Genomic DNA, 21,131 nt, shown 5'->3' with positions numbered 1-21,131 from the left:
AAAGCCTGGACCGGTTCGCCGGCGCCATGCTTGAATGCTATTGAACCGCCGCCGCAGATGCTGCGGTTGTGCGCCGCTCGCGCACCGTTCATGCCGAATGCCCACTCTTAAACGGCAGATCAATTCCAGGCAAGGGCGTACCATGAGCCGGCCGTCTGGATCGCCTTTTCATAGACGGTGAGTGGGTCCTGCCCTCAGGGCAATCCCGAGCCAGCGTCATCGACCCGTCGACCGAGGAGCCCGTCGCGCAGATCGCGTTGGGAACCGCGGAGGACGTCGCAACAGCTGTGGCTGCGGCCCGCTCCGCCTTCGCGAGCTGGTCCACCAGTTCCGCCGAAAGCCGGGCCTCGCTGCTCGGCCGCATCCATGCCTTGATCCTCGAACGGGCCGAACTGTTCGCCCAGGCGATCTCACTGGAGATGGGCGCTGCCATCGGGTTCGCGCGCAGCACACAGGTGCCAGTCGCGGCCGAGCACATCCGCGTGGCCAGTGCCAATCTGGCCGGCTATCCCTTCCTCACCCATCGCGGGGACGTGGCCATCCTGCGCGAGGCCATTGGTGTGTGCGGCCTGATCACTCCCTGGAACTGGCCGCTCTACCAAATCACCGCCAAGGTCGGCCCCGCCCTGGCGGCCGGATGCACCGTCGTCCTCAAGCCCAGCGAACTGTCGCCCCTGAGCGCCTTGTTGTTTGCCGAGGTGGTGCACGACGCCGGCATCCCGCCGGGCGTGTTCAACCTGGTGAGCGGCAACGGGCCCGAGGTCGGCGCCGCGCTGTCGGCGCATCCGGACGTGGACATGATCTCGATCACCGGTTCAACCAGAGCCGGCGTGCTGGTGGCCCAGGCGGCGGCCCCGACGGTCAAGCGCGTGGCCCAGGAACTCGGCGGCAAATCGCCCAACGTGATCCTGCCGGACGCGGACCTGGCGCGCGCCGTGCCGGCGGGCGTGGCGGCAGCCTTTCGCAATGTCGGCCAGTCCTGCAGCGCGCCGACCCGCATGATCGTGCCGCGAGAGCGCCTGCAGGAGGTTGAACGGATCGCGCTCGAAGCGGCATCGAGTTTCGTCGTGGGCGATCCACGCTCGCCGCAGACCACGCACGGCCCGGTGGCCAACCGCGCCCAGTTCAACCGGGTGCAGGAAATGATAGCCATCGGGATCGCCGAGGGCGCGCGCCTGGTGTGTGGCGGCCCCGGTCGGCCGGAGGGCTTGAGTCGCGGCTTCTACTGCCGCCCGACCATCTTTTCCGGCGTGAACTCCCAAATGCAGATCGCGCAGGAAGAAATTTTCGGGCCGGTGCTTGCCATCATCACTTATGACAGCGTGGACGAGGCTGTGGAGATCGCCAACGACACGGTCTACGGCCTGGGCGCCCACGTCCAAGGTCGCGACCTCGGCGCGGCGCGCGCGGTCGCGGCGCGCATCCGGTCCGGGCAGGTGCACATCAACTACCCGGCCTGGAGCCCCCATGCCCCCTTCGGCGGCTACAAGCGCTCGGGCAACGGCCGCGAATACGGCATCGAAGGCCTTGAGGAGTACCTGGAGACCAAGGCGATCCTTGGTTTTCAGAACGCCTCGATGCCCAGTACGACAGTGAAACCATCGCGCAATGCGCAGGAGCAATCATGACAGTGGCCTTAATGCTGCACCGTGCCAACGGCGCGCCTGTTTCAACCTCTTTCCGCCGGGCGGCGTTCGGCAAGGACGACCCCTTTGCGCGAAATCGGGAAATCGCCTGGGAAGGGCCCGACGCGATGGCCGTGGGCCGAACCAGCTTCATTGGTGAGCTCGAAGTCGCAAGTTATCCCCACATCGAAACCATCGTCGTGGCGGAAGGCGAGCTGACGCTGACGGCGGCCGGAGCGGCCCCGCTGGTGCTCGGTCCCCAAGCGGGTGCCGTCATCGGATGCGGCACCGCGCTTCGCATCCACGCCGGATCGCGTGTGCGGTTTTCGTTTTGCGCGGCCGCTTGCGACAAGCCGACGAAGCACAGCCTTGTCCCCTTGCGCGCCGACGCCGACTTCAAGCCGTCCGCAACGCTACCGCCAGAGGCGCTGCTGGGCCCGGCCCCGGAATGCCGCAGCGACAACGTCTTTACCGAGGAAAGCGTGGAGTACCGCGCGGGTACCTGGGATTCAACCCCCTACCACCGCATCGTCCGCCCGCATCGCCAGAACGAGTTCATGCACCTCGTGGCCGGCAGCGTGCGATTCGCGGCCCCTGATGGCAGCGTGCTGTCGGCGGGCACCGGCGATGCGCTGTTCGTGCCCAAGGGCGCGCCGGTTGGATGGGAAAGCAGCGAACGCGTCGCGAAGTTCTATGTGTCTCAAAGCGTCCAAGCTTGAATCGACTAGCGAGATTCATTGTGTCCCCTCCGCTGCTCCACATTCAAACTTCACCCACGCCGCCGGCCTCGGCTGACGTCGTCGTGATCGGCGGCGGCATCGTCGGTGTCTTTGCCGCCTACTATCTGGCCCAGCGCGGCGTTTCGGTCGCCCTGGTTGAAAAGGGTCGGATAGGCGCCGAGCAGTCCAGCCGCAACTGGGGCTGGTGCCGCCAGCAGAACCGCGATGCGCGCGAACTGCCCATGGCCACCAAGAGCCTCGAACTCTGGGACCAGTTTGCCATCGACAGCGGCGAAGACACGGGTTTTCGTCGCTGCGGGCTGCTGTTTCTCAGTAACGACGAGGCTGAATTGTCGGGCTGGGCCAACTGGCGTGATTTTGCCAAGACCTCCGGCGTCACGAGCCACATGCTCAGCAGCCGCGAGGCTGCCGAGCGGGGGAATGTCACCGGCCGCGCCTGGAAGGGCGGCGTCTTCTCGCCCAACGATGGCACCGCCGATCCCGGCAAGGCCGCGCCGGCCGTGGCGGCCGCGCTCGTGAAGCTAGGCGGCAGCGTCCACCAGAATTGTGCCGCCCGCGGCATCGAGACGGAAGGCGGGCGCGTCAGCGGCGTCGTGACGGAAGCCGGGGTCATCAAGACCAGGACGGCCGTGCTCGCTGGCGGCGCCTGGGCTTCCGCGTTCTGCCGACAGCTGGGCATCCGTTTCCCGCAAGCGTCTATCCGCCAATCCATCCTCAGCGTGTCCCCTGTGGAGCATCACTTGCCCGATGCCCTGGTGATGCAGGGAGTGTCGGCCACGCGCCGCAGCGACGGGCGCTACGCACTGGCCATCAGCGGCCGCGCGCGCGTGGACGTCACGCCGCAGTTCATGCGGTTCGCTCCGCAATTCGTGCCGATGTTCGCCAAGCGCTGGCGCAGCCTTCTTCCGGGAGGCCTGCAAGGCATTCGGGGTGGCCACGAAACGCTGAAGCGGTGGCGGCTCGATGCGCCGACGCCCATGGAGCGGATGCGCATCCTCGATCCGAAGCCATGCCTGAGCACGATCAAAGAGACCCACCGCCGCGCCGTCGAACTGCTGCCCCAACTTCAGGGCGCAAAGATCACGCACGCGTGGGCCGGCTTCGTCGACAGCACGCCGGACGGTGTTCCCGGCATTGGCGAAGTGCCGGGCATGCCGGGATTCATTCTGGCCGCCGGCTTTTCAGGACACGGCTTTGGCATCGGCCCCGGCGCAGGTCATTTGATTGCGGACCTCGCCACCGGCGCCGAACCGATCGTGGATCCCACACCATTTCGGCCCGGCCGATTCAGCAGCTCCGCGTGGGGGAAGGTCGCTGAATTCTAGGCAGCGCCCGCCCCAATCCATCCAGCCAGCCCCGCAACCCCTAACCAGGAGACAACCATGAATGATTCCAACAGCGAACTGAAAGGTACCCACATGAAACGGACCCACAACACTGGCGATGCCCTCATGGGCAAACTGACACGGCGCGACGCCGTATTTGCCGGGGCGGCAAGCTTTGCCCTGGCTTCCCTGGCGTCCTTGGGTGTGGCGGAGAGTGCCCACGCCGCCGGGCCAGCCGCGAAGCCGACGGGCCAGGCCATCCTCGGCTTCTCGCAGGAGGTGACCGTCCTGCATCCGCTGATGACCGCCAACGAGGTGGACCAGGGCGTCTGGTGGAATCTTTTCAGTCCGTTGTGGATGTTGGACGCGGAAGGGAAGTTCGTGCCGGTGCTGGCGAAGGCAGTTCCCACCGTCGAGAACGGCGGCATTTCGGCCGACGGACTGACCTGGCGTGTCGAGTTGCGGCGCGACGTGAAGTGGCATGACGGCAAGCCGATGACGGCGGAAGACGTCAGGTATTCGATCAACCTGATGAAGAACCCAGGTTTCCGCGCCCGCAACCGTACCGCCTTCGAGCTCATCACGTCCGTGGCGGTCGAAGGCGACAACATGATCACGTGGAAACTCAGGGAGCCGTACGCGCCGCTGACGTCCGTGCTGAGCTGGACTTTTATTGTTCCCGCGCACGTTCTTTCGCAATACCCGGATCCGAACTCGCCGCAGTTCGCCGCTGCACCCGTCGGCACGGGGCCGTTCCGCTTCGTCAGCCGCAAGACCGGCGACCACGTGATCCTCGAAGCCAATCCGAGCTACTTCGGCAAGGCTCCGTCCCTGAACCGGCTCATCTTCAAGTACGTACCGGACCTGAACGCGATGTACACGCAGTTCAAGACCGGGGAGCTTGACTTCATCGGCCTGCAGGGAATTCCCGCCAACTTCTACAAGGAGGCGACTGCATTGCGGGGCCGCCAGGTCCACGCTGCGAACCGTGGCGCAGTGGAGAACCTGACGCTCAACCTCGCGCACCCGGCGCTCGGGGACAAGGCGGTGCGCAAGGCACTGAACATCGCGATCGATCGGCAGTCGATCTGCGACCTCGTCTATTACGGCGTACCAAAGCCTGCGAACAACTACCTCGTCCCGACGCACTGGGCCTACAACCCCAACCTGCCGAAACCGGCATATGACCCGAAAAAGGCCGCCACGATGCTGGACCAGGCCGGCTGGGTGCGCGGCGCGGATGGCATTCGCGTCAAGAACGGTGTGCGGCTGTCCTTCACGAATTCGACGGTCACGGGCAACCAGTTGCGCGCGCAGACGCAACAGCTCATCGCCGATGACTTCAAGAAGATCGGCGTCGAGATGCTGATCAAGAACCTGGTGGCGGCGGTGCTGTGGGCCGAGTTCTGGAGGAATTCCGAGTTCGACAGTCTGATGACCGCACCGACCTACACGATCGCCTCCGACCCTGATGTCACGCACCGTTTCGGCGGCGGCGCTATCCCGAAGCAGACCGGCTCGGGTTCGAACGTGAGCCAGTACAAAAATGGCGGGGTAGATACGCTGCTCGCCCGGGGCCGCCAGGAATACAACACCGCCAAGCGCAAGGAGATCTACGCCAAGGTCCAGGAACTGATCATGGACGACCTGCCATTCCTGCCGCTGTTCTACGAAGTGCAGATCGAGGGCACGAAGACCGGCCTGGACGGCTACGCGAACAACGTGAACGCGCTGGCCAACAGCTGGAACGCTGCCAGCTGGCGCTGGACGGCCTGACGCATCATGGCACGCTATCTCCTCCGCCGCTTGCTGCAGTCCCTGCTGCTGCTCGTGCTGGTCTCGATGATCGCCTTCGCGATCCTGCATCTTGCGCCCGGGGGGCCGCTGGCGCAGTTCCTGGCCACCGGCAATCTCGGCCAGGAAGACGTCGACCGGCTGATGGCGCAGTACGGCTTGAACCGGCCCGTGCCGGTCCAGTACCTCGACTGGGCCGGCAACCTGCTCCGGGGCGACTGGGGTAGCTCGTACCGGGACCAGTTGCCGGTGCTGACGAAGATCGGCATGCACATCGTGCCCACACTCGAACTCATGATCGCCTCGACGCTGCTTGCGATGTTCATCGGCGGCATGATCGGCATCCTGGGCGCGGTGCGGCGCTACTCGTTCTTCGACCACCTGGCCACGGTGGGGGCGATGGTCGCGCTGTCGATTCCCACGTTCTGGTTCGGCCTGGCCGTCATCTATGTGTTCTCCGTGAACCTGGGTTGGCTTCCGGCAGGTAACCGCGAGAACATCGGAGACGGCTCCTTCGTTGACCGGCTGCAGCACCTGGTGGCGCCCTGCGTCGTGCTGGCGCTGGTCTCCACGGCGGTGTGGAGCCGTTACATGCGCTCTTCGATGCTTGACGTGGTGAACCAGGATTACATCCGCACCGCCAAGTCCAAGGGCGTGCCCGCCATGCGGATCCTGCTGCACCATGCGCTGCGCAACGCGCTGTTGCCCATGATCACGATCACCGGCCTGCACGTATCCACGCTGCTGAGCGGCGCGCTGGTGACGGAAACCGTCTTCACCTGGCCCGGCATGGGCCGGCTGTTCCTCGACAGCGTCAGCAACCGTGACTACCCCGTGGTGATGGGGATGCTGATGTTCACGGCGTGCATGGTTCTTCTGGGCAGCCTGCTCGCGGACCTTCTCTACTCTGTCGCGGACCCGCGCATCAAAGGAGCGTCAAAATGAGCGCCGTCCAGACCGTATCGATAGCCCCACCGCGCCGGACGCTCGCCGAGCGCTATCCGGCCCTGAGGCGCTTCCTGCGCCACCGCGTGGCGCTCCTGGGCTTGGGCGTCGTGCTGTTCATGACGCTCTTCAGCTTCGTGGGCCCCTGGCTGATTCCGTTCAATGACACCGACACCGACATCCGCGCGCGGCTGACGGGGCCGTTCGCGGGCCCGCACCTGTTCGGAACCGACCCGCTGGGCCGCGACATCCTGGCGCGCCTGATGTATGCCGGCCGCATCTCCCTGTCCATCGGCTTCGCGGCCACCGCGCTGTCGGTGGTGGTGGGCGTGCTGGTCGGTCTCGTGGCGGGCTTCTACCGCGGCGCGATCGGGGCTGCGCTGATGCGCTTCGTCGACGCCATGCTCTGCTTCCCGACCATCTTCCTGCTGCTGGCCATTGCGGCCCTGATCGAGCCCTCGGTCACCTCCATCGTGGTGCTGATCGCCGTGGCAAGCTGGATGGAAGTGGCGCGTGTGGTGGAGGGGCAGATACGGTCGCTGCGCGAGCGCGATTTCGCGCTCGCCGCGGAATCGCTGGGCGCCAGCGACAGCCGCATCATGTTCCGTGAGCTCTTGCCCAATGCCGTCGCGCCCATCGTGGTCGCCGCGACGCTGAACATCGCGCACGCCATCCTGGCCGAGGCGTACATCAGCTTCCTGGGCTTCGGCATCCAGCCGCCAACGCCGAGCTGGGGAAACATGCTGGAGAACGCGCAGAGCTACCTGACCAACGCGCCCTGGCTCGCCATCGTGCCGGGGCTGGCCATCACGCTGACCGTCACGAGCTTTAACTTCATTGGTGACGGCCTGCGCGACGCGCTGGACGCCAAACTCGATCGATGACGGGTGATTGACATGAACCTTTACGAACCAATCCACATCCGCCACGCCCAGGCCGCCGTTGAAGCGGAGAACATCCTGGACGTGCGCGATCTGAACGTCGCATTTCGCACAGCGGCCGGAACGGTGCATGCCGTGCGCGACGTCAGTTTCTCGGTGCGCCGCGGCGAGACACTGGCGCTGGTGGGGGAAACCAGTTCCGGCAAGAGCGTGACCTGCCTCGGCCTGCTCGGCCTCACGCCGCCCGCGCCTTACTGCACCATCACCGGTTCCGCGCGCCTGATGGCTCGCGATGGCAACTCGTATGAACTGGTCGGAACGCCCGAGCGCGTGATGCGGCGGGTGCGAGGAGGCGTCGCCTCGGTGATCTTCCAGGAACCGATGACGTCGCTCAATCCGGTGCACACCGTCGGCGCGCAGATCTGCGAGAGCTTGCGGATCCACCTCGGGATGAGCGCGCGTGCCGCCACGGACCGCGCCGCCGAACTCTTGAACCAGGTCGGCATCTCGGATCCGAAACGTCGCCTGACGAACTACCCGCACGAGCTGTCCGGCGGCATGCGGCAGCGCGTGATGATCGCCATGGCGATTGCGTGCGAACCTTCGCTGCTGATCGCGGACGAGCCGACCACCGCGCTCGACGTCACCATCCAGGCGCAAATCCTCGAGTTGCTGGAAAAGCTGCAGTCCGAGACCAGGATGGCCATGATCTACATCACGCACAACCTCGGCACCGTCGCCGAGATTGCCGACCGTGTGATGGTGATGTATGCGGGCCGGATCGTCGAGCAGGCCGATGTGGTCGAGCTCTTCACGCAGCCGCGGCATCCCTACAGCCGCGGCCTGATCCACTCGGTTCCGCGGCTGCATTCGAACCGTGCCCGAAAAACCCCGCTGTTCGCGATTCCGGGAAACGTGCCCGATCCAGCCGCGCACCCGCCCGGCTGCACCTTCGGGCCGCGCTGCGGCCATTTCGAGCCGGGCCGCTGCGATGCTGCGGTGCCGGTCCTGGAGAACGCACAGCCGGGCCATCTGGTGCGATGCGTCCGTTGGCCGGAAATTGAAGGAGCCGTATGATGCAGCAAAAACCCCTTACTCCCCCCTTGTTGCAAGTCGAGGGATTGCGCAAGTGGTACCCGCTGGGTGGCGGCTGGCTCGGCAAGCCGGCGCAGAACGTCAAGGCGGTCGACGGCGTCAGTTTCGAGATTCGCCGAGGCGAGGTCCTGAGCCTGGTGGGCGAAAGCGGCTCGGGCAAAAGTACGGTCGGCCGCGCCATCCTGAACCTGGACCCGCCTACGGCAGGAGAGGTGCACTTCGACGGGGAACCGCTGGTGGGCCTCACGCGGCGCCAGATGCGGCCGCTGCGGCGTGCGATGCAGATGGTGTTCCAGGACCCGTACTCGTCCCTGAACCCGAAACACACGGTCGAGGAACTGCTCTCGGCGCCGCTGGAAATCCACATGCCCGAGCTGACCTTGCAGGAGCGTCGGGACCGCATCGATGCCGTGCTGAAGACGGTTGGGCTGAACCCGGCGCACCGCTCGCGCTATCCGCACGAGTTCTCGGGTGGGCAGCGCCAGCGGGTTGGCATCGCCCGTGCGCTCATGACCGATCCGCAACTGCTGGTGGCCGACGAACCGGTGTCGTCCCTCGACGTGTCCGTGCAGGCCCAGGTGATCAACCTGCTGCTCGAGCTGAAGCAGAGGCTTGGCCTCACGATGCTGTTCATCAGCCACGACCTTGCGGTGGTGGGCCATATTTCGGACCGCATCGCCGTGATGTACCTGGGCCGCCTGGTGGAGATCGCCGACGCCGAATCGTTGTTGAAAAATCCGCGGCACCCCTACACGCGTGCCCTGATGGCCGCCGTGCCGAACCTCGATCCGCGGCAGCGGCGCCCGCGCGAACTGCTTAAGGGCGACATTCCCAGCCCCTTGTCTCCCCCATCGGGCTGCGCGTTCCGTACGCGCTGCCCGCACGCCCAGTCGGCGTGCGCGAACGGAATTCCCGAACTCAGATTCGTCGACCGGAATCACGCGACCGCGTGCATCCGGGACGATATCTAACGCAAACTTATGTCTCCACCCATTCTTCGCATACGCAGCGACGACAAGCTGCCCGAACGAGCCGATGCCGTGGTGATCGGCGGCGGCATTGTCGGCGTTTCCACGGCCTATTTCCTGGCCAGGCGCGGCCTCTCGGTCGCGCTTCTCGAAAAGGGCTACATCGGCGGGGAGCAGTCCAGCCGCAACTGGGGCTGGTGCCGCCAGCAGAACCGCGACGCGCGCGACCTGCCGCTCGCGACGCTGGCACTGCGCCTCTGGGAGGAACTCACGCACGACATCGGGCGGGACCTCGGTTTCCGTCGCTGCGGCCTGTACTACGCCACCGACAAGCCGCAGCAACTTTCCACCTGGGAGGCGTGGGGCCAGCAGGTCGGACGGCCTGGCGGCGTCCGCACCCGCATGCTCGACGCGGCGGAGGCCGCGAGCGTCATGAAAGGCAGCGGCACCCGCCGGTGGCTGGGAGGCGTGCATTCGATGGACGACGGTACGGCGGAGCCCGCCCTTGCTGCTCCGGGCATTGCGGAAGGCGCACGGGCGCTTGGCGCGACCGTCCACCAGGATTGCGCTGCCCGCGGCCTGGACGTCACCAACAGCGCCGTGAGCGGCGTGATCACGGAACGCGGCCTGATCAAGACCAGCGCCGTCGTGTGTTCCGGTGGTGCCTGGGCGTCCGCGTTCTGCCGCCGGCACGGCATCTCCTTTCCGCAGGCGAGCGTGCGCGCGAGCATCCTGCGCACCCGCCCCATCGAGGGCCTGCCGGCGGCGCTCTCTGCGCCGGAGTGTTCGCTGACGCGCCGCCTGGGAGGCGGCTACAACCTGGCGATCAGCGGCAAGGCGAAGCTCGAGCTCACACCGCAAGGGCTGCGCTACGCACGCGAATTTATGCCGATGTTCATGAAGCGCATCAAGGCCGTGGAGTTCGGCATTGGCCGCTCCTTCTTCCGCGGCCCTGAAGCGCTGGGCAGCTGGCGCTTCGACGAGGTGTCGCCGTTCGAACAGATCCGCGTCCTCGATCCCGCGCCGGATCCGCGAGCGATCCGAAACCTGCTCGGCTGCTTCCAGAACCTGTACCCCGCGTTGAAGGACGTGACGGTGGACCAGGCCTGGGCTTCCTACATCGACAGCACGCCGGACGGCGTGCCGGTCATTTCGCCGGTCGATGCCATCAAGGGCTTCGTACTCGCAGCCGGGTTCAGCGGCCATGGTTTCGGCACCGGCCCTGCCACGGGGCTGCTGGTCGCGAGCCTGGTCACAGGCGAGCAGCCCCCCGTCGATCCGGCGCCTTTCCGCTTCTCGCGCTTTACCGACGGCTCGAAAGTCACCGTAGGTGCCTTCTGACGACTCCCTGCTGCAGCCTGATTCTCCTAATTTTTATTCAGAAAAGGACTTTTTCTCATGAGCAATCTCACCTTCTTCAAATACGACGACCTGGGTACCGCGCGCGATGGCGGCCCGCTTCCGGAGCGCGTCATCGAAGGCAACGCAAAATTCAAGAATTGGGACGTTGACCAGTCGCCCGACGAAAAAGTGCGCACCGGCGTCTGGGAAACGACGCCGGGCACCTACCGGTCCATCAAGGGCGGCACTTGGGAGTTCTGTTACATCCTGTCAGGCGTGTCCGAAATTACGGAAGACGGAAAACCGCCGGTGCGAGTGCAGGCCGGCGACGCGTTCGTGATGAAGCCCGACTTCACCGGTGTGTGGCGCTGCATTGAAACCACCCGCAAGATCTGGGTCGTCTACCGGTAAGCGGCATGTCTTTCTTGTACAAGGCCGACCCCGTGCGCGGGGCGGAATGGGCGCGCCTGTTCGCCGCCAAGGCGCCCGACATCCCGTTTCATATCTGGCCCGACACCGGAAAGGCGGACCGCGTGCGCTATCTTGCCGCGTGGGTGCCGCCGCCGGACATGGCGCGGCAGTTTCCCAACCTGGAACTCTTCTTCTCCACGGGCGCGGGGATCGACCAGTTCGACCTTGCCGCGCTGCCGCCGGAATTGCCGGTGGTGCGCATGGCGGAGCCTGGCGTCGTCGCGGGCATGGTGGAGTACGCCACGATGGCGGTCCTCGCGCTTCACCGCGACCTGCCGGCCTATATACGGCAGCAGCGCGAGGGCCTTTGGGCCGCGCACCGCGTCTATCCCGCATCGAAGCGGCGCGTGAGCGTCCTCGGCCTGGGCGTGCTCGGATGCGCTGTGCTGGGCCAGCTGCGCACGCTCGGCTTCCAGCTCGCCGGCTGGAGCCGGACGCGCCGCCAGCTTGACGGCGTCGCGTGCTACGCGGGCCAGGAGGAACTGCCGGCGATGCTGGCCAGCACCGACATCCTCGTATGCCTGTTGCCTCTTACCCCGGAGACGCGTGGCATTCTCGACTCGACCCTGTTTCAGCATCTGCCGCGCGGCGCGTCGCTGGTGCATGTCGGCCGCGGGGCGCACCTCGACCACCAGGCGCTGCTCAATGCGCTGGAAACGGGCTGGCTGTCGGGCGCTGTCGTCGATGTCACCGAACCAGAGCCGCTGCCGACGGGCCACCCCTTCTGGGCACACCCGAAGATCCTGCTCACGCCACACATCGCGAGCATGACGCAGCCGGAGACTGCCGTAGAACAGGTGCTAGACAACATCCGCCGGCACGAGGCCGGCGAGCCCCTGATCGGGTTGGTTGATCGTTCGCGGGGGTATTGAGAACCATGAACAAAGCTATCGAAGACTTGCTGCCGGCCCTGGTCACACTGCGGCGTGACCTGCACGCGCACCCCGAGCTGGCGTTCGAAGAGCGTCGCACTTCCAGCGTGGTCGCTGCCGTGCTGCGCGATTGCGGCCTGGAGGTGCACGAAGGAATCGGTGGGACCGGCGTGGTGGGCGTTCTGCGCAAGGGCGATTCGACACGCATGGTGGGCTTGCGTGCGGACATGGACGCGCTTCCCATGCGGGAAGACACCGGGCGTCCCTACGTCAGCCGCCACCCCGGCGTTCATCACGGCTGCGGCCACGACGGCCACACGGCCATGCTGCTGGGAGCCGCTCAGCAGTTGGCGCGAGCCGGTAGCTTCGATGGCAGCATTGCTTTCATCTTCCAGCCCGCCGAAGAAGGGCGCGGAGGCGCACGCGAGATGGTGCGGCAAGGTTTGTTCGACCGCTTTCCGTGCGAATCCGTGTTCGCCCTGCACAACTGGCCCGACTTGCCCGCGGGCACGGTAGCGACAAGACCGGGGCCTATCATGGCCGCGGCGGATCGCTTCGACATCGTCGTGCGTGGCCAGGGCGGCCACGCAGCGCAGCCGCATCGGACACCCGACGTCGTGCTTGCCGCGAGCCAGCTCGTTGCGCAGATGCACACCATCGTGTCGCGGCGAATCCCTCCTACACAGAACGCCGTCTTGTCGGTGACGCGTATCAGCGGAGGCCAGTCGCACAACGTCCTGCCGGCGGCCGTGGAGCTGACCGGCACCGTTCGCAGTTTCGACGCTGGCGTGCAGGACACGATCGAGCAGGCGGTCCGCGACGTCGCGGCGGGTGTCGCGCGCGCAAGCGGCACCGCGATAGAGGTCGAGTACACGCGCTACTACCCCGCGACGATCAACAGCCCTGAGCACGCTCAACTGGCACTCGAGGCAGCGCGCAGCGCCGGCCTGGAAGCACAGGTGGCAGAAACGCCGGCTTTCACGTCGGAAGATTTTGCATTCATGCTCCAGCAGCGGCCCGGGGCCTACCTCTGGCTCGGCCAGCGAGGCGCGGACCATGCGGCCCCGCTGCACCACCCCTCGTATGACTTCAACGACGACGTTCTGGCGTGCGGCGTGCGTTGGTTCACAGCCGTCGCGCAAATGGCCCTGCGCTGAACAAGACCTACTTCAAGCAACGAGACCTACGATGCTCTATTTATCCACCCGCGGCCACCCCGGCCGCAAGCACTTCTGCGAAATCCTGCTGGAGGGCCTGGCACCCGACGGCGGTTTGTACCTGCCGGAGCAATACCCACAGGTCACACTCCAGCAGCTATCCAGGTGGCGCGGCCTGCCGTATGCGGAACTCGCCTTTGAAGTCCTCTCGCTGTACATCGACGACATCCCGGCCGAGGACCTGCGCGCGATCTGCCGCAAGACCTATACCGAAGAGGTCTTTGGGACGAAGGAGATCGTGCCGCTCAAGAAGCTGGAGGAGGGCGTGTACCTGCAAGCCCTTTCCAACGGCCCAACGCTGGCTTTCAAGGACATGGCCATGCAGCTGCTGGGCAACCTGTTTGAGTATGAGCTGGGCCGACGCGGCGAGGAACTGAATATCCTGGGCGCCACATCCGGCGACACCGGTAGCGCCGCTGAGTACGCGATGAAGGGCAAGAAGGGCGTGCGGGTGTTCATGACCTCGCCGCACGGCCGCATGAGCCCCTTCCAGCAGGCGCAGATGTTCAGCCTGCAGGATGCCAACATCCACAACCTCGCGATCGAGGGCGTGTTCGATGATTGCCAGGACATCGTCAAGGCGGTGTCAAACGATCTGGACTTCAAACGCAAATACAAGATCGGCACGGTCAACTCGATCAACTGGGCGCGCCTCATGGCGCAGGTGGTGTATTACTTCGCCGGCTACTTCCAGGCCACGAAGAGCCCCCACCCCAACCCTCCCCCAATGGGGGAGGGGGAAATACCAAAGGTGAGCTTCACCGTGCCGTCGGGCAACTTCGGCAACATCTGCGCAGGCCATGTGGCGCGCATGATGGGCCTGCCTATCGACAAGCTCGTGCTCGCCACCAACGAGAACGACGTGCTGGACGAATTCTTGCGCACCGGCGTTTATCGGGTGCGCGGCGGCGCTGACACTTATGAGACGACCAGTCCGTCGATGGACATTTCCAAGGCCAGCAACTTCGAGCGCTTTGTTTTCGACCTGCTGGGTCGCGATGCGGAGACGGTCAAGCGCCTGTTCGGCGAGGCGCTTGTGAAGAACGGCCGCTTCGACCTGAGTGCCGACCCAGCCTTCGCGCAGGCCCGCGCGCGCTACGGCTTCCTCAGCGGCAAGAGTACGCACGCCGACCGCCTGACGACGATTCGCGACACGCACCGGCGCTTTGGCGCGACCATAGACACCCACACGGCCGACGGCCTGAAAGTGGCGCGCCACTTCGTGCAGCCCGGCGTGCTGATGATCGTGCTGGAGACGGCGTTGCCGATCAAGTTCGCGGCAACCATAGTCGAAGCCTTGGGTCACGAGCCGGACCGGCCCGCGCGATTCCAGGGCATCGAAGACTTGCCCAAGCGCTTGACGGTTCTCCCGGCCGACGCGGTGCAGGTCAAGGCATTCGTCACCGCACACCTGTCCTGATCGAAGCATGGCTGTCTTCACCGAAGTTCCCTACGACGAGGCTGCCACCTTCCTGCGGCGGGTGGGTCTCGGCAATCTGCAGGCCATGGCGGTCTGCAGTGGCGGTATTGAGAACACCAACTACTTCGTGGATACGGATCGCGGCGAGTACGTGCTGACGCTCTTCGAGCGCCTGGCATGGGAACAATTGCCGTTCTACCTTCACTTGATGCAGCATCTGGCCAGTCGCGGCATTCCGGTGCCCAGGCCGGCGGCTGATGCCGAAGGTTGCATCCTGCACCGTCTTAAGAACAAGCCGGCAGCGGTTGTGAGCAGGTTGCGAGGAAAGAGTGAGCTGGCACCAGATGCCCGGCACTGCGGCGCAGTGGGCGAAATGCTGGCGCGAATGCACCTGGCCGGCAAGGACTATGCACGCCACCAGCCCAACCTGCGCGGCCTGCCCTGGTGGACTGAAACCGTGCCGGTTCTGCTGCCATACGTGGGCAAGGACCAGCGCAGGCTGCTGCTGGACGAGTTGGCCTTCCAGGCAGGGATTGCCGCATCTCACGACTACGCAGCTATTCCGCGTGGCCCGGTACATGCCGACCTGTTTCGCGACAACGTGATGTTCGAGGGCGGCTGCCTGAGCGGTTTCCTCGATTTTTACTTTGCGGGTTGCGACACCTTCCTGTTCGACATTGGGGTTTGTCTCAACGACTGGTGCGTGGACCTGAGCAGCGGGCGCATCGACGCGGTGCGAAGGGCTGCATTCCTGACCGCTTACCAGTCGGTGCGCCCGCTCGTGGCTGAAGAACGTCGTCTGTTGCCGGCCCTCGAGCGGGCCGCGGCTTTGCGCTTCTGGGTGTCGCGGCTCTGGGACTCCTACATACCCCGCGAAGCCGCCGTTTTGAAGGTTCATGACCCCAGCCACTTCGAGCGTGTTGTGCGCCAGCGCGTAAGCGATGCCGCCGGCGCGGGAATTTTTATTTTCTAAAAAGGACTTTGGGCCAACCTTGGCCCTGACCACGCACCATGAGAACCACCACTGATTTCTACGCCTCCTTGAGAGACGAACTCCAGGATATACAGCTCGCCGGCCTGCTCAAGCTCGAACGCCCTATCCAGTCCCCGCAAGGAAGCCGGATCGCAACCGCCGACGGGCGGGAAGTGATCAACCTTTGCGCGAACAACTATCTGGGCCTGTCATCTCACCCCGAGGTCATAGCGGCCGCACACGCCGCGCTCGCGGCGCGCGGATTCGGCCTGAGTTCAGTCCGGTTCATCTGCGGAACCCAGGACGTCCACAAAACGCTCGAAGCGCGGCTCTCGCAGTTTGTCGGAACGGAAGACACCATCCTGTACGGCTCGGCATTCGATGCCAATGGCGGGCTGTTCGAGACATTGCTCGGGCCCGACGATGCGGTGATCAGCGACGAGCTCAATCACGCGTCCATCATCGATGGCATTCGTTTGTGCAAGGCCAGGCGTTATCGCTACCGGCACAACGACATCATGGATCTGCGCGAACAACTGAAATCGGCGGATGAAGCGGGAGCCCGGTACAAGCTGGTGTTCACCGACGGGGTTTTCTCGATGGACGGGACCATCGCCCGCCTCGACGAGATCCGGGCCGTCTGCGACGAGTTCGGAGCATTGCTGGGCGTTGACGACTCACACGCCACCGGCTTTCTCGGCAAGCGCGGGCGTGGCACCCACGAATATCGAGGTGTCTTCGGCAAGATCGACATCATCACAGGCACGCTCGGCAAGGCGCTTGGCGGTGCATCCGGTGGTTTCACGAGCGCCAGAGCGGAAGTCGTCCAGTTGCTGCGCCAGCGCTCGCGGCCCTATCTGTTCTCGAACAGCCTGGCACCGGTGATCGTCGGCGCGACCTTGAAGGTACTCGACCTGCTGGAAGCCGGCACGGAGCTGCGCGACAGCCTGGAGGACAACACGCAACACTTCCGCGCCGGACTTGCAGCACGCGGTTTCGAGCTGAAGCCCGGCGAACACCCGATCATCCCGGTAATGCTCCATGATGCGGAGCTGTCCCAGAAATTGGCGCATCGGCTGCTGGAACTCGGGGTTTACGTGACCGGATTCTTCTACCCGGTGGTCCCCAAAGGCCAAGCCCGCATCCGCGTCCAGATCAGCGCGCAGCACACCCGTGCCCAGCTTGACGCTGCATTGAGCGCCTTCGCGCAGGCGGGTAAAGAGCTGGGGGTGCTCGCATGACTGGATCACCTCGCATTCTCGTCATCGGCGCCAACGGCCAGTTGGGCACCGAGCTTTCGGCCGCTCTGGCGGAGCGTTACGGTGCGGACAACGTGGTGGGCAGCGACCGTCTGGAGGTGGGCCGCCACGCCGATCTCCGCTATGAGATGCTGGATGCCACGGACGGCGGCCAACTCGCCCAGGTAGTCGAGAGGCATCGCATTACCCAGATTTACCATCTCGCGGCAGCCTTGTCGGCGACGGGCGAAACCGCGCCAGAGTGGGCGTGGAGACTCAACATGGGCAGCCTGTTGAACGTCCTGGAGGTTGCGCGGCAACATAAGCTGGACAAGGTGTTCTGGCCGAGCTCTATCGCCGCCTTCGGTCCGACGACGCCCGCTGATGCCACACCGCAACGCACGGTCATGGAGCCCAGCACCGTCTACGGCATTTCGAAGCTGGCCGGCGAGGGCTGGTGCCGCTGGTACTTCGAGAACCATGGCGTGGATGTCCGCGGCCTGCGTTATCCGGGACTCATTTCCTACAAGGCGAGTCCCGGCGGCGGAACGACCGACTATGCGATCGACATTTTCCACGCGGCCCTCAAAGGGGAACGCTACACCTGCTTCCTGGCCGAGGATGAGCCCCTGCCCATGCTCTACATGGACGATGCGGTGCGCGGGACCCTGGAGTTGATGGAAGCCCCCAGGTCGGCCATCACCGAACGCGGCAGCTACAACCTCGCCGGTGTGAGCTTCACGCCCCGAGAGATCGCGCAGGAAATACGAAAGCACCTACCGGACTTCGAGACTGTGTACGAGCCCGATTTCCGTCAGGCGATCGCCAGCGGGTGGCCGGATTCGATCGACGATAGTTGCGCGCGGCGCGATTGGGGTTGGGCTCCAAGGTACGACCTTGCGGCAACTGTTCGGGACATGCTGAAGAACTTGTCTCCCAGAGTGAAACCGCGTTCCACCGTGATTGCGTGATGTCAACGACATTGGCTTTATTGAGAAAGGATCAAATATGAACACACTGCATTACATCGGCGGTCGCTGGCAGCCCGCCCAAGACGACCGCTGCTTCGAGGTCCGCAATCCGGCCGACGACAGCCTGATTGCTGAAGTGAGCGAAGGCTCCTCCGCCGACGCTCGGCTGGCCGCGGATGCCGCCGCCTTGGCGCTGCCGGCCTGGAAAGCGCGCCCGCCGCGAGAGCGTTGCCTCATCCTCAAGAAATGGCAGGCGTTGATCGAGCGCGACGTGGAGCCGCTCGCCCAGCTGATTTCACGCGAACAGGGCAAGCCCCTGGCCGAGGCACGCGGCGAGATCGCCTACAGCGCGGGCTACGTGGAATGGTTTGCCGAGGAGGGCGTGCGTGCCAACGGAGAAGTGATCGCGGCACCAGTGAATTCCAAGCGATTCATCGTGCTGAAAGAAGCCGTCGGCGTCGTGGCGGTGGTCACGCCCTGGAACTTCCCGGCTGCGATGATCGCGCGCAAGATCGCGCCCGCGCTGGCCGCCGGCTGCACGGTGCTGGCCAAGCCGGCCGAGGACACGCCACTCACGGCGCTGGCCCTGGTCAAGCTGGCCGAGGAAGCCGGCGTGCCGCCGGGCGTGCTCAATATCGTGTCGGCTTCGCGCGAACGTACCCCGCAAGTCGTGGGCGAGTGGCTTGCCGATCCGCGGGTGCGAAAAATCAGCTTCACGGGCAGCACCCCGGTGGGCAAGTTGCTGGCGCGCGATTCCGCCGCGACGCTGAAGAAGCTGTCGCTGGAGCTGGGCGGCAACGCGCCCTTCATCGTGTTCGAGGACGCGGACCTGGACGCCGCCGTCGAGGGCCTGATGGCCGCCAAGTTCCGCAACGCCGGGCAGACCTGCGTGAGCCCGAACCGCGTCTACGTCCACGCCGCTGTACATGATCGCTTTGTCGACAAGCTGGCCGCGCGCGTGGGCGCGTTGCGGGTAGGGCCGGCCGACTGGTCCGAGGCCGAGATCGGCCCAATGATCAACGCCCGTGCGGTGGACAAGATCGAGCGGCACGTGAACGATGCCGTGGCCAAGGGTGCCAAGGTCATCGTGGGCGGCCAGCGGGTGCGCAACGAAACCGCCCGCGGCCCCAACTACTACGCCCCCACGGTGCTCATCAACGCCACGCGCGAGATGGAACTGTCGTGCGAGGAGACCTTCGGGCCGGTGGTGCCGGTGTTCCGCTTCGCGGATGAAGCGGAGGTGATGGAGCAGGCCAACGACACGCCCTACGGGCTGGCCGGCTACTTCTATTCGAACGACGTCAAGCGCATCTGGCGCGTGGCCTCGGCCTTGGAGACCGGAATGGTTGGCATCAACGAAGGCGCCATCGCCGCGCAGGCCGCGCCCTTTGGTGGCGTGAAGGAGTCGGGGTACGGACGCGAGGGCTCGCATTGGGGCCTCGACGAGTATTTGCACACCAAGTACCTGTGCCAGGGCGGGCTGGGGTGAAGCAGCCCGTTCCGAAGCCAAAGGCGTTCGTGCACCAGACCTCGCCGAGAGAGGTGGTGCTGGTGCCCGAGTCGAGGCGATCCACGCGTGCGAAGACTAAAGGCGGGCAAGCCTAGAAATCAGCCACCTTGCCCCACATCGACTCCTTGAACCGGGCGGGGTCGAAAGGCGCGGGATCGAAGATCGGCTTGGCCCCAGACACCAGGTCGGCGATCAGGTGGCCCGCGCCGGGACCGATGCCGAAACCGTGTCCCGAGAAGCCCGCGGCCAGGATGAGCCCGGGAACCTGCGGCAGTTCTCCGATACCCGGCACGCCATCGGGCGTGCTGTCAATGTAGCCCGCCCAGGTGTTCGCGATGCGCGCTTCGCGCAGCGCGGGCAACAAGTCGACGGCACGGCGGTGGATCTCACGGACACCCGCGGGGTCGGGCTTGGGGTTGAGGATGCGCGCCCGTTCCATGGGTGTGGGAGCGTCCAGCTTCCATCGTGCGCGGGTTTCGTGGCCCCAGCGTATGCCTTCCAGGCCGCCGGGAAACACATTGCGCCAGCGCTTGGCGAACATCGGGATGAACTGCGGCGCGAAGCGCAGCAGCTGCGGCGTGGGGTCGGCGCGCCCACGGCCGCTGATGGCCAGGACGTAATGGCCGTCGGGGCGCCGGGTGATGGCGACGCGTGGGCTGGTCAGAGCATCCGGCAGACGTTGCTCCACCGGCGACAGACGCACGATCGATTGGCGTATCGTGGCGAGCGGAAACCGTACACCGAGCTGGTTGCAGAACGAGGACGCCCAAGCACCGCCTGCGAGCACTGCGGTGCGGGTCTTGATGGTCCCCGCTTCGGTCACGACGCCGCTGAGCCGGCCGCCCTCCATCTCGATGCCGCGCGCGGCGCAGTTCTGGTGGACGGTGCCGCCGAGTTTCATGAGCGCGGCTGCCACCGCGGGCGCCGCCTTGGCCGGGTCGGCCGTGCCGTCGCTGGGTGAGAAGACGCCGCCTTTCCACGCGCGGCCGGTCGCCTGGCCCCGCTCCGAGGCCTCGCGGCCGCTCAGCATATGCGTGGTCACGCCGGTGGTCTTCGCGAATTCGCGCCACTTTGCCCAGCCGGCAATCTGGGCCTCGTCATCGCTGAGGTACAACAAGCCGCAGCGCCTGAAGCCCGTGTCTTCGCCGCTGTCGGCGGCAAACTGATCCCAGAGTTCGAGGCTCCTGGTGGCCATGGGGAGTTCGCGCGCGTCACGGTTCTGCTGGCGGCACCAGCCCCAGTTGCGGCTCGATTGTTCGGCGCCGATGCGGCCCTTTTCGACGACGGCGACCGAAAGCCCGCGCTGGGCCAGGTAATAGGCGGTGAAGACACCGATGATCCCGCCGCCGATCACGACGACGTCGGCGCTGGCCGGCGGGGTGGTGGAAGTCTCGAGGATGCGCAGGGGCTGGGACATGGATGGATTTTGATCGTTGTCTAGGGTCCGCGCTCTTTGTACCAAGGTTGCGGTCATGCTGGCTGCTCCTGCCCGAATCCCAGGATCGCCTTGGTCTCCAGGTACTCCTCAAGGCCTTCGATGCCGTATTCGCGGCCGTTGCCCGAGCGCTTGTAGCCGCCGAAGGGGGCATGGGGGCTCCAGGCCGGGTAGTTGATGTGCACCTGCCCGGACCGGATGCGCGCCGCGACCGCGCGCGCCGCGCCGAGGTCGCGACCTTGGACGTGGGCGCCCAGGCCGTAGACCGTGTCGTTGGCGATCTCCACAGCCTCGTCCACGCTGTCATAAG

Annotated in this window: 19 protein-coding genes; 17 read left to right on the top strand and 2 right to left on the bottom strand. The window is 65.5% G+C overall.

The annotated features are described in order from the left end of the window. The first annotated feature begins 155 nt into the window (after window positions 1–155). From AC1DUB_RS14465 to AC1DUB_RS14385, 17 genes are read left to right on the top strand one after another with little or no spacing between them, the layout of a single operon-like run. Window positions 156–1,628, top strand: a complete 1,473-nt coding sequence (locus AC1DUB_RS14465; RefSeq protein ID WP_477730183.1) for an aldehyde dehydrogenase family protein — start codon at window positions 156–158, stop codon at window positions 1,626–1,628. Next, a complete protein-coding gene (locus AC1DUB_RS14460) occupies window positions 1,625–2,344 on the top strand; it encodes a cupin domain-containing protein (protein ID WP_477730080.1) in 720 nt (239 codons plus the stop codon). The genes AC1DUB_RS14465 and AC1DUB_RS14460 overlap by 4 nt, the downstream gene beginning before the upstream one ends. A gap of 20 nt (window positions 2,345–2,364) precedes the next feature. Further along, window positions 2,365–3,690, top strand: coding sequence for an NAD(P)/FAD-dependent oxidoreductase (locus AC1DUB_RS14455; RefSeq protein ID WP_477730079.1), 1,326 nt, complete (start codon window positions 2,365–2,367; stop codon window positions 3,688–3,690). A gap of 57 nt (window positions 3,691–3,747) precedes the next feature. Continuing rightward, window positions 3,748–5,466, top strand: coding sequence for a peptide ABC transporter substrate-binding protein (locus AC1DUB_RS14450; RefSeq protein WP_477730078.1), 1,719 nt, complete (start codon window positions 3,748–3,750; stop codon window positions 5,464–5,466). Between the two features lie 6 nt (window positions 5,467–5,472). Then, on the top strand, window positions 5,473–6,429 hold the full coding sequence (locus AC1DUB_RS14445) for an ABC transporter permease (protein WP_477730077.1): 957 nt from the start codon (window positions 5,473–5,475) through the stop codon (window positions 6,427–6,429). Then, window positions 6,426–7,313 carry an ABC transporter permease gene (locus AC1DUB_RS14440; protein WP_477730076.1) on the top strand — a complete coding sequence of 296 codons (888 nt, stop codon included), beginning with the start codon at window positions 6,426–6,428 and terminating at the stop codon, window positions 7,311–7,313. Before AC1DUB_RS14445 ends, AC1DUB_RS14440 begins: the two co-directional genes overlap by 4 nt. Before the next feature lie 12 nt (window positions 7,314–7,325). Then, a complete protein-coding gene (locus tag AC1DUB_RS14435) occupies window positions 7,326–8,387 on the top strand; it encodes an ABC transporter ATP-binding protein (RefSeq protein ID WP_477730075.1) in 1,062 nt (353 codons plus the stop codon). Further along, on the top strand, window positions 8,384–9,376 hold the full coding sequence (locus AC1DUB_RS14430; RefSeq protein ID WP_477730074.1) for an ABC transporter ATP-binding protein: 993 nt from the start codon (window positions 8,384–8,386) through the stop codon (window positions 9,374–9,376). Before AC1DUB_RS14435 ends, AC1DUB_RS14430 begins: the two co-directional genes overlap by 4 nt. A 9-nt stretch (window positions 9,377–9,385) precedes the next feature. Next, the gene (locus AC1DUB_RS14425) at window positions 9,386–10,714 is read left to right on the top strand and encodes an NAD(P)/FAD-dependent oxidoreductase (RefSeq protein WP_477730073.1); all 1,329 of its coding nucleotides are present in this window, start codon (window positions 9,386–9,388) and stop codon (window positions 10,712–10,714) included. Window positions 10,715–10,771: 57 nt separating this feature from the next. Then, the gene (locus tag AC1DUB_RS14420) at window positions 10,772–11,125 is read left to right on the top strand and encodes a cupin domain-containing protein (RefSeq protein WP_477730072.1); all 354 of its coding nucleotides are present in this window, start codon (window positions 10,772–10,774) and stop codon (window positions 11,123–11,125) included. 5 nt (window positions 11,126–11,130) lie between these two features. After that, a complete protein-coding gene (locus tag AC1DUB_RS14415) occupies window positions 11,131–12,057 on the top strand; it encodes a 2-hydroxyacid dehydrogenase (protein ID WP_477730071.1) in 927 nt (308 codons plus the stop codon). A 5-nt stretch (window positions 12,058–12,062) separates the two neighbouring features. Further along, on the top strand, window positions 12,063–13,214 hold the full coding sequence (locus tag AC1DUB_RS14410; protein ID WP_477730070.1) for a M20 aminoacylase family protein: 1,152 nt from the start codon (window positions 12,063–12,065) through the stop codon (window positions 13,212–13,214). A gap of 31 nt (window positions 13,215–13,245) precedes the next feature. After that, on the top strand, window positions 13,246–14,694 hold the full coding sequence (thrC, locus tag AC1DUB_RS14405) for a threonine synthase (protein ID WP_477730069.1): 1,449 nt from the start codon (window positions 13,246–13,248) through the stop codon (window positions 14,692–14,694). Between the two features lie 7 nt (window positions 14,695–14,701). Next, window positions 14,702–15,667: a homoserine kinase gene (locus tag AC1DUB_RS14400; protein WP_477730068.1), complete on the top strand. Its 966-nt coding sequence runs from the start codon at window positions 14,702–14,704 to the stop codon at window positions 15,665–15,667. Window positions 15,668–15,705: 38 nt separating this feature from the next. Continuing rightward, window positions 15,706–16,908 carry a glycine C-acetyltransferase gene (gene kbl / locus AC1DUB_RS14395; RefSeq protein WP_477730067.1) on the top strand — a complete coding sequence of 401 codons (1,203 nt, stop codon included), beginning with the start codon at window positions 15,706–15,708 and terminating at the stop codon, window positions 16,906–16,908. Beyond that, entirely contained in the window at window positions 16,905–17,876 is a 972-nt protein-coding gene (locus AC1DUB_RS14390; RefSeq protein WP_477730066.1) for an NAD-dependent epimerase/dehydratase family protein, read from the top strand. Before kbl ends, AC1DUB_RS14390 begins: the two co-directional genes overlap by 4 nt. 37 nt (window positions 17,877–17,913) lie before the next feature. Continuing rightward, on the top strand, window positions 17,914–19,365 hold the full coding sequence (locus tag AC1DUB_RS14385) for an NAD-dependent succinate-semialdehyde dehydrogenase (protein ID WP_477730065.1): 1,452 nt from the start codon (window positions 17,914–17,916) through the stop codon (window positions 19,363–19,365). 112 nt (window positions 19,366–19,477) lie between these two features. Here AC1DUB_RS14385 and AC1DUB_RS14380 read toward each other — a convergent pair whose 3' ends face one another. Further along, window positions 19,478–20,803, bottom strand: a complete 1,326-nt coding sequence (locus AC1DUB_RS14380) for an NAD(P)/FAD-dependent oxidoreductase (RefSeq protein WP_477730064.1) — start codon at window positions 20,801–20,803, stop codon at window positions 19,478–19,480. A 53-nt stretch (window positions 20,804–20,856) separates the two neighbouring features. After that, the coding region (locus tag AC1DUB_RS14375; protein ID WP_477730063.1) for an aldehyde dehydrogenase family protein at window positions 20,857–21,131 on the bottom strand (275 nt) is incomplete at its 5' end.

Source organism: Polaromonas sp. P4_F9 (assembly GCF_056401235.1).
Note: the sequence above shows the minus strand (reverse complement) of the source record. Positions and strands in the feature narration are given on the sequence as shown.

What these genes read in the sequence shown, in the direction of transcription:
- AC1DUB_RS14435 (WP_477730075.1), top strand. Translation starts at nt 7,326, where the DNA reads ATGAACCTTTACGAACCAATCCACATCCGCCACGCCCAGGCCGCCGTT.
- kbl (WP_477730067.1), top strand. Translation starts at nt 15,706, where the DNA reads ATGAGAACCACCACTGATTTCTACGCCTCCTTGAGAGACGAACTCCAG.
- AC1DUB_RS14420 (WP_477730072.1), top strand. Translation starts at nt 10,772, where the DNA reads ATGAGCAATCTCACCTTCTTCAAATACGACGACCTGGGTACCGCGCGC.
- AC1DUB_RS14390 (WP_477730066.1), top strand. Translation starts at nt 16,905, where the DNA reads ATGACTGGATCACCTCGCATTCTCGTCATCGGCGCCAACGGCCAGTTG.
- AC1DUB_RS14460 (WP_477730080.1), top strand. Translation starts at nt 1,625, where the DNA reads ATGACAGTGGCCTTAATGCTGCACCGTGCCAACGGCGCGCCTGTTTCA.
- AC1DUB_RS14385 (WP_477730065.1), top strand. Translation starts at nt 17,914, where the DNA reads ATGAACACACTGCATTACATCGGCGGTCGCTGGCAGCCCGCCCAAGAC.
- AC1DUB_RS14400 (WP_477730068.1), top strand. Translation starts at nt 14,702, where the DNA reads ATGGCTGTCTTCACCGAAGTTCCCTACGACGAGGCTGCCACCTTCCTG.
- AC1DUB_RS14410 (WP_477730070.1), top strand. Translation starts at nt 12,063, where the DNA reads ATGAACAAAGCTATCGAAGACTTGCTGCCGGCCCTGGTCACACTGCGG.
- AC1DUB_RS14415 (WP_477730071.1), top strand. Translation starts at nt 11,131, where the DNA reads ATGTCTTTCTTGTACAAGGCCGACCCCGTGCGCGGGGCGGAATGGGCG.
- AC1DUB_RS14425 (WP_477730073.1), top strand. Translation starts at nt 9,386, where the DNA reads ATGTCTCCACCCATTCTTCGCATACGCAGCGACGACAAGCTGCCCGAA.
- AC1DUB_RS14430 (WP_477730074.1), top strand. Translation starts at nt 8,384, where the DNA reads ATGATGCAGCAAAAACCCCTTACTCCCCCCTTGTTGCAAGTCGAGGGA.
- thrC (WP_477730069.1), top strand. Translation starts at nt 13,246, where the DNA reads ATGCTCTATTTATCCACCCGCGGCCACCCCGGCCGCAAGCACTTCTGC.
- AC1DUB_RS14380 (WP_477730064.1), bottom strand. Translation starts at nt 20,803, where the DNA reads ATGTCCCAGCCCCTGCGCATCCTCGAGACTTCCACCACCCCGCCGGCC.
- AC1DUB_RS14450 (WP_477730078.1), top strand. Translation starts at nt 3,748, where the DNA reads ATGAATGATTCCAACAGCGAACTGAAAGGTACCCACATGAAACGGACC.
- AC1DUB_RS14445 (WP_477730077.1), top strand. Translation starts at nt 5,473, where the DNA reads ATGGCACGCTATCTCCTCCGCCGCTTGCTGCAGTCCCTGCTGCTGCTC.
- AC1DUB_RS14440 (WP_477730076.1), top strand. Translation starts at nt 6,426, where the DNA reads ATGAGCGCCGTCCAGACCGTATCGATAGCCCCACCGCGCCGGACGCTC.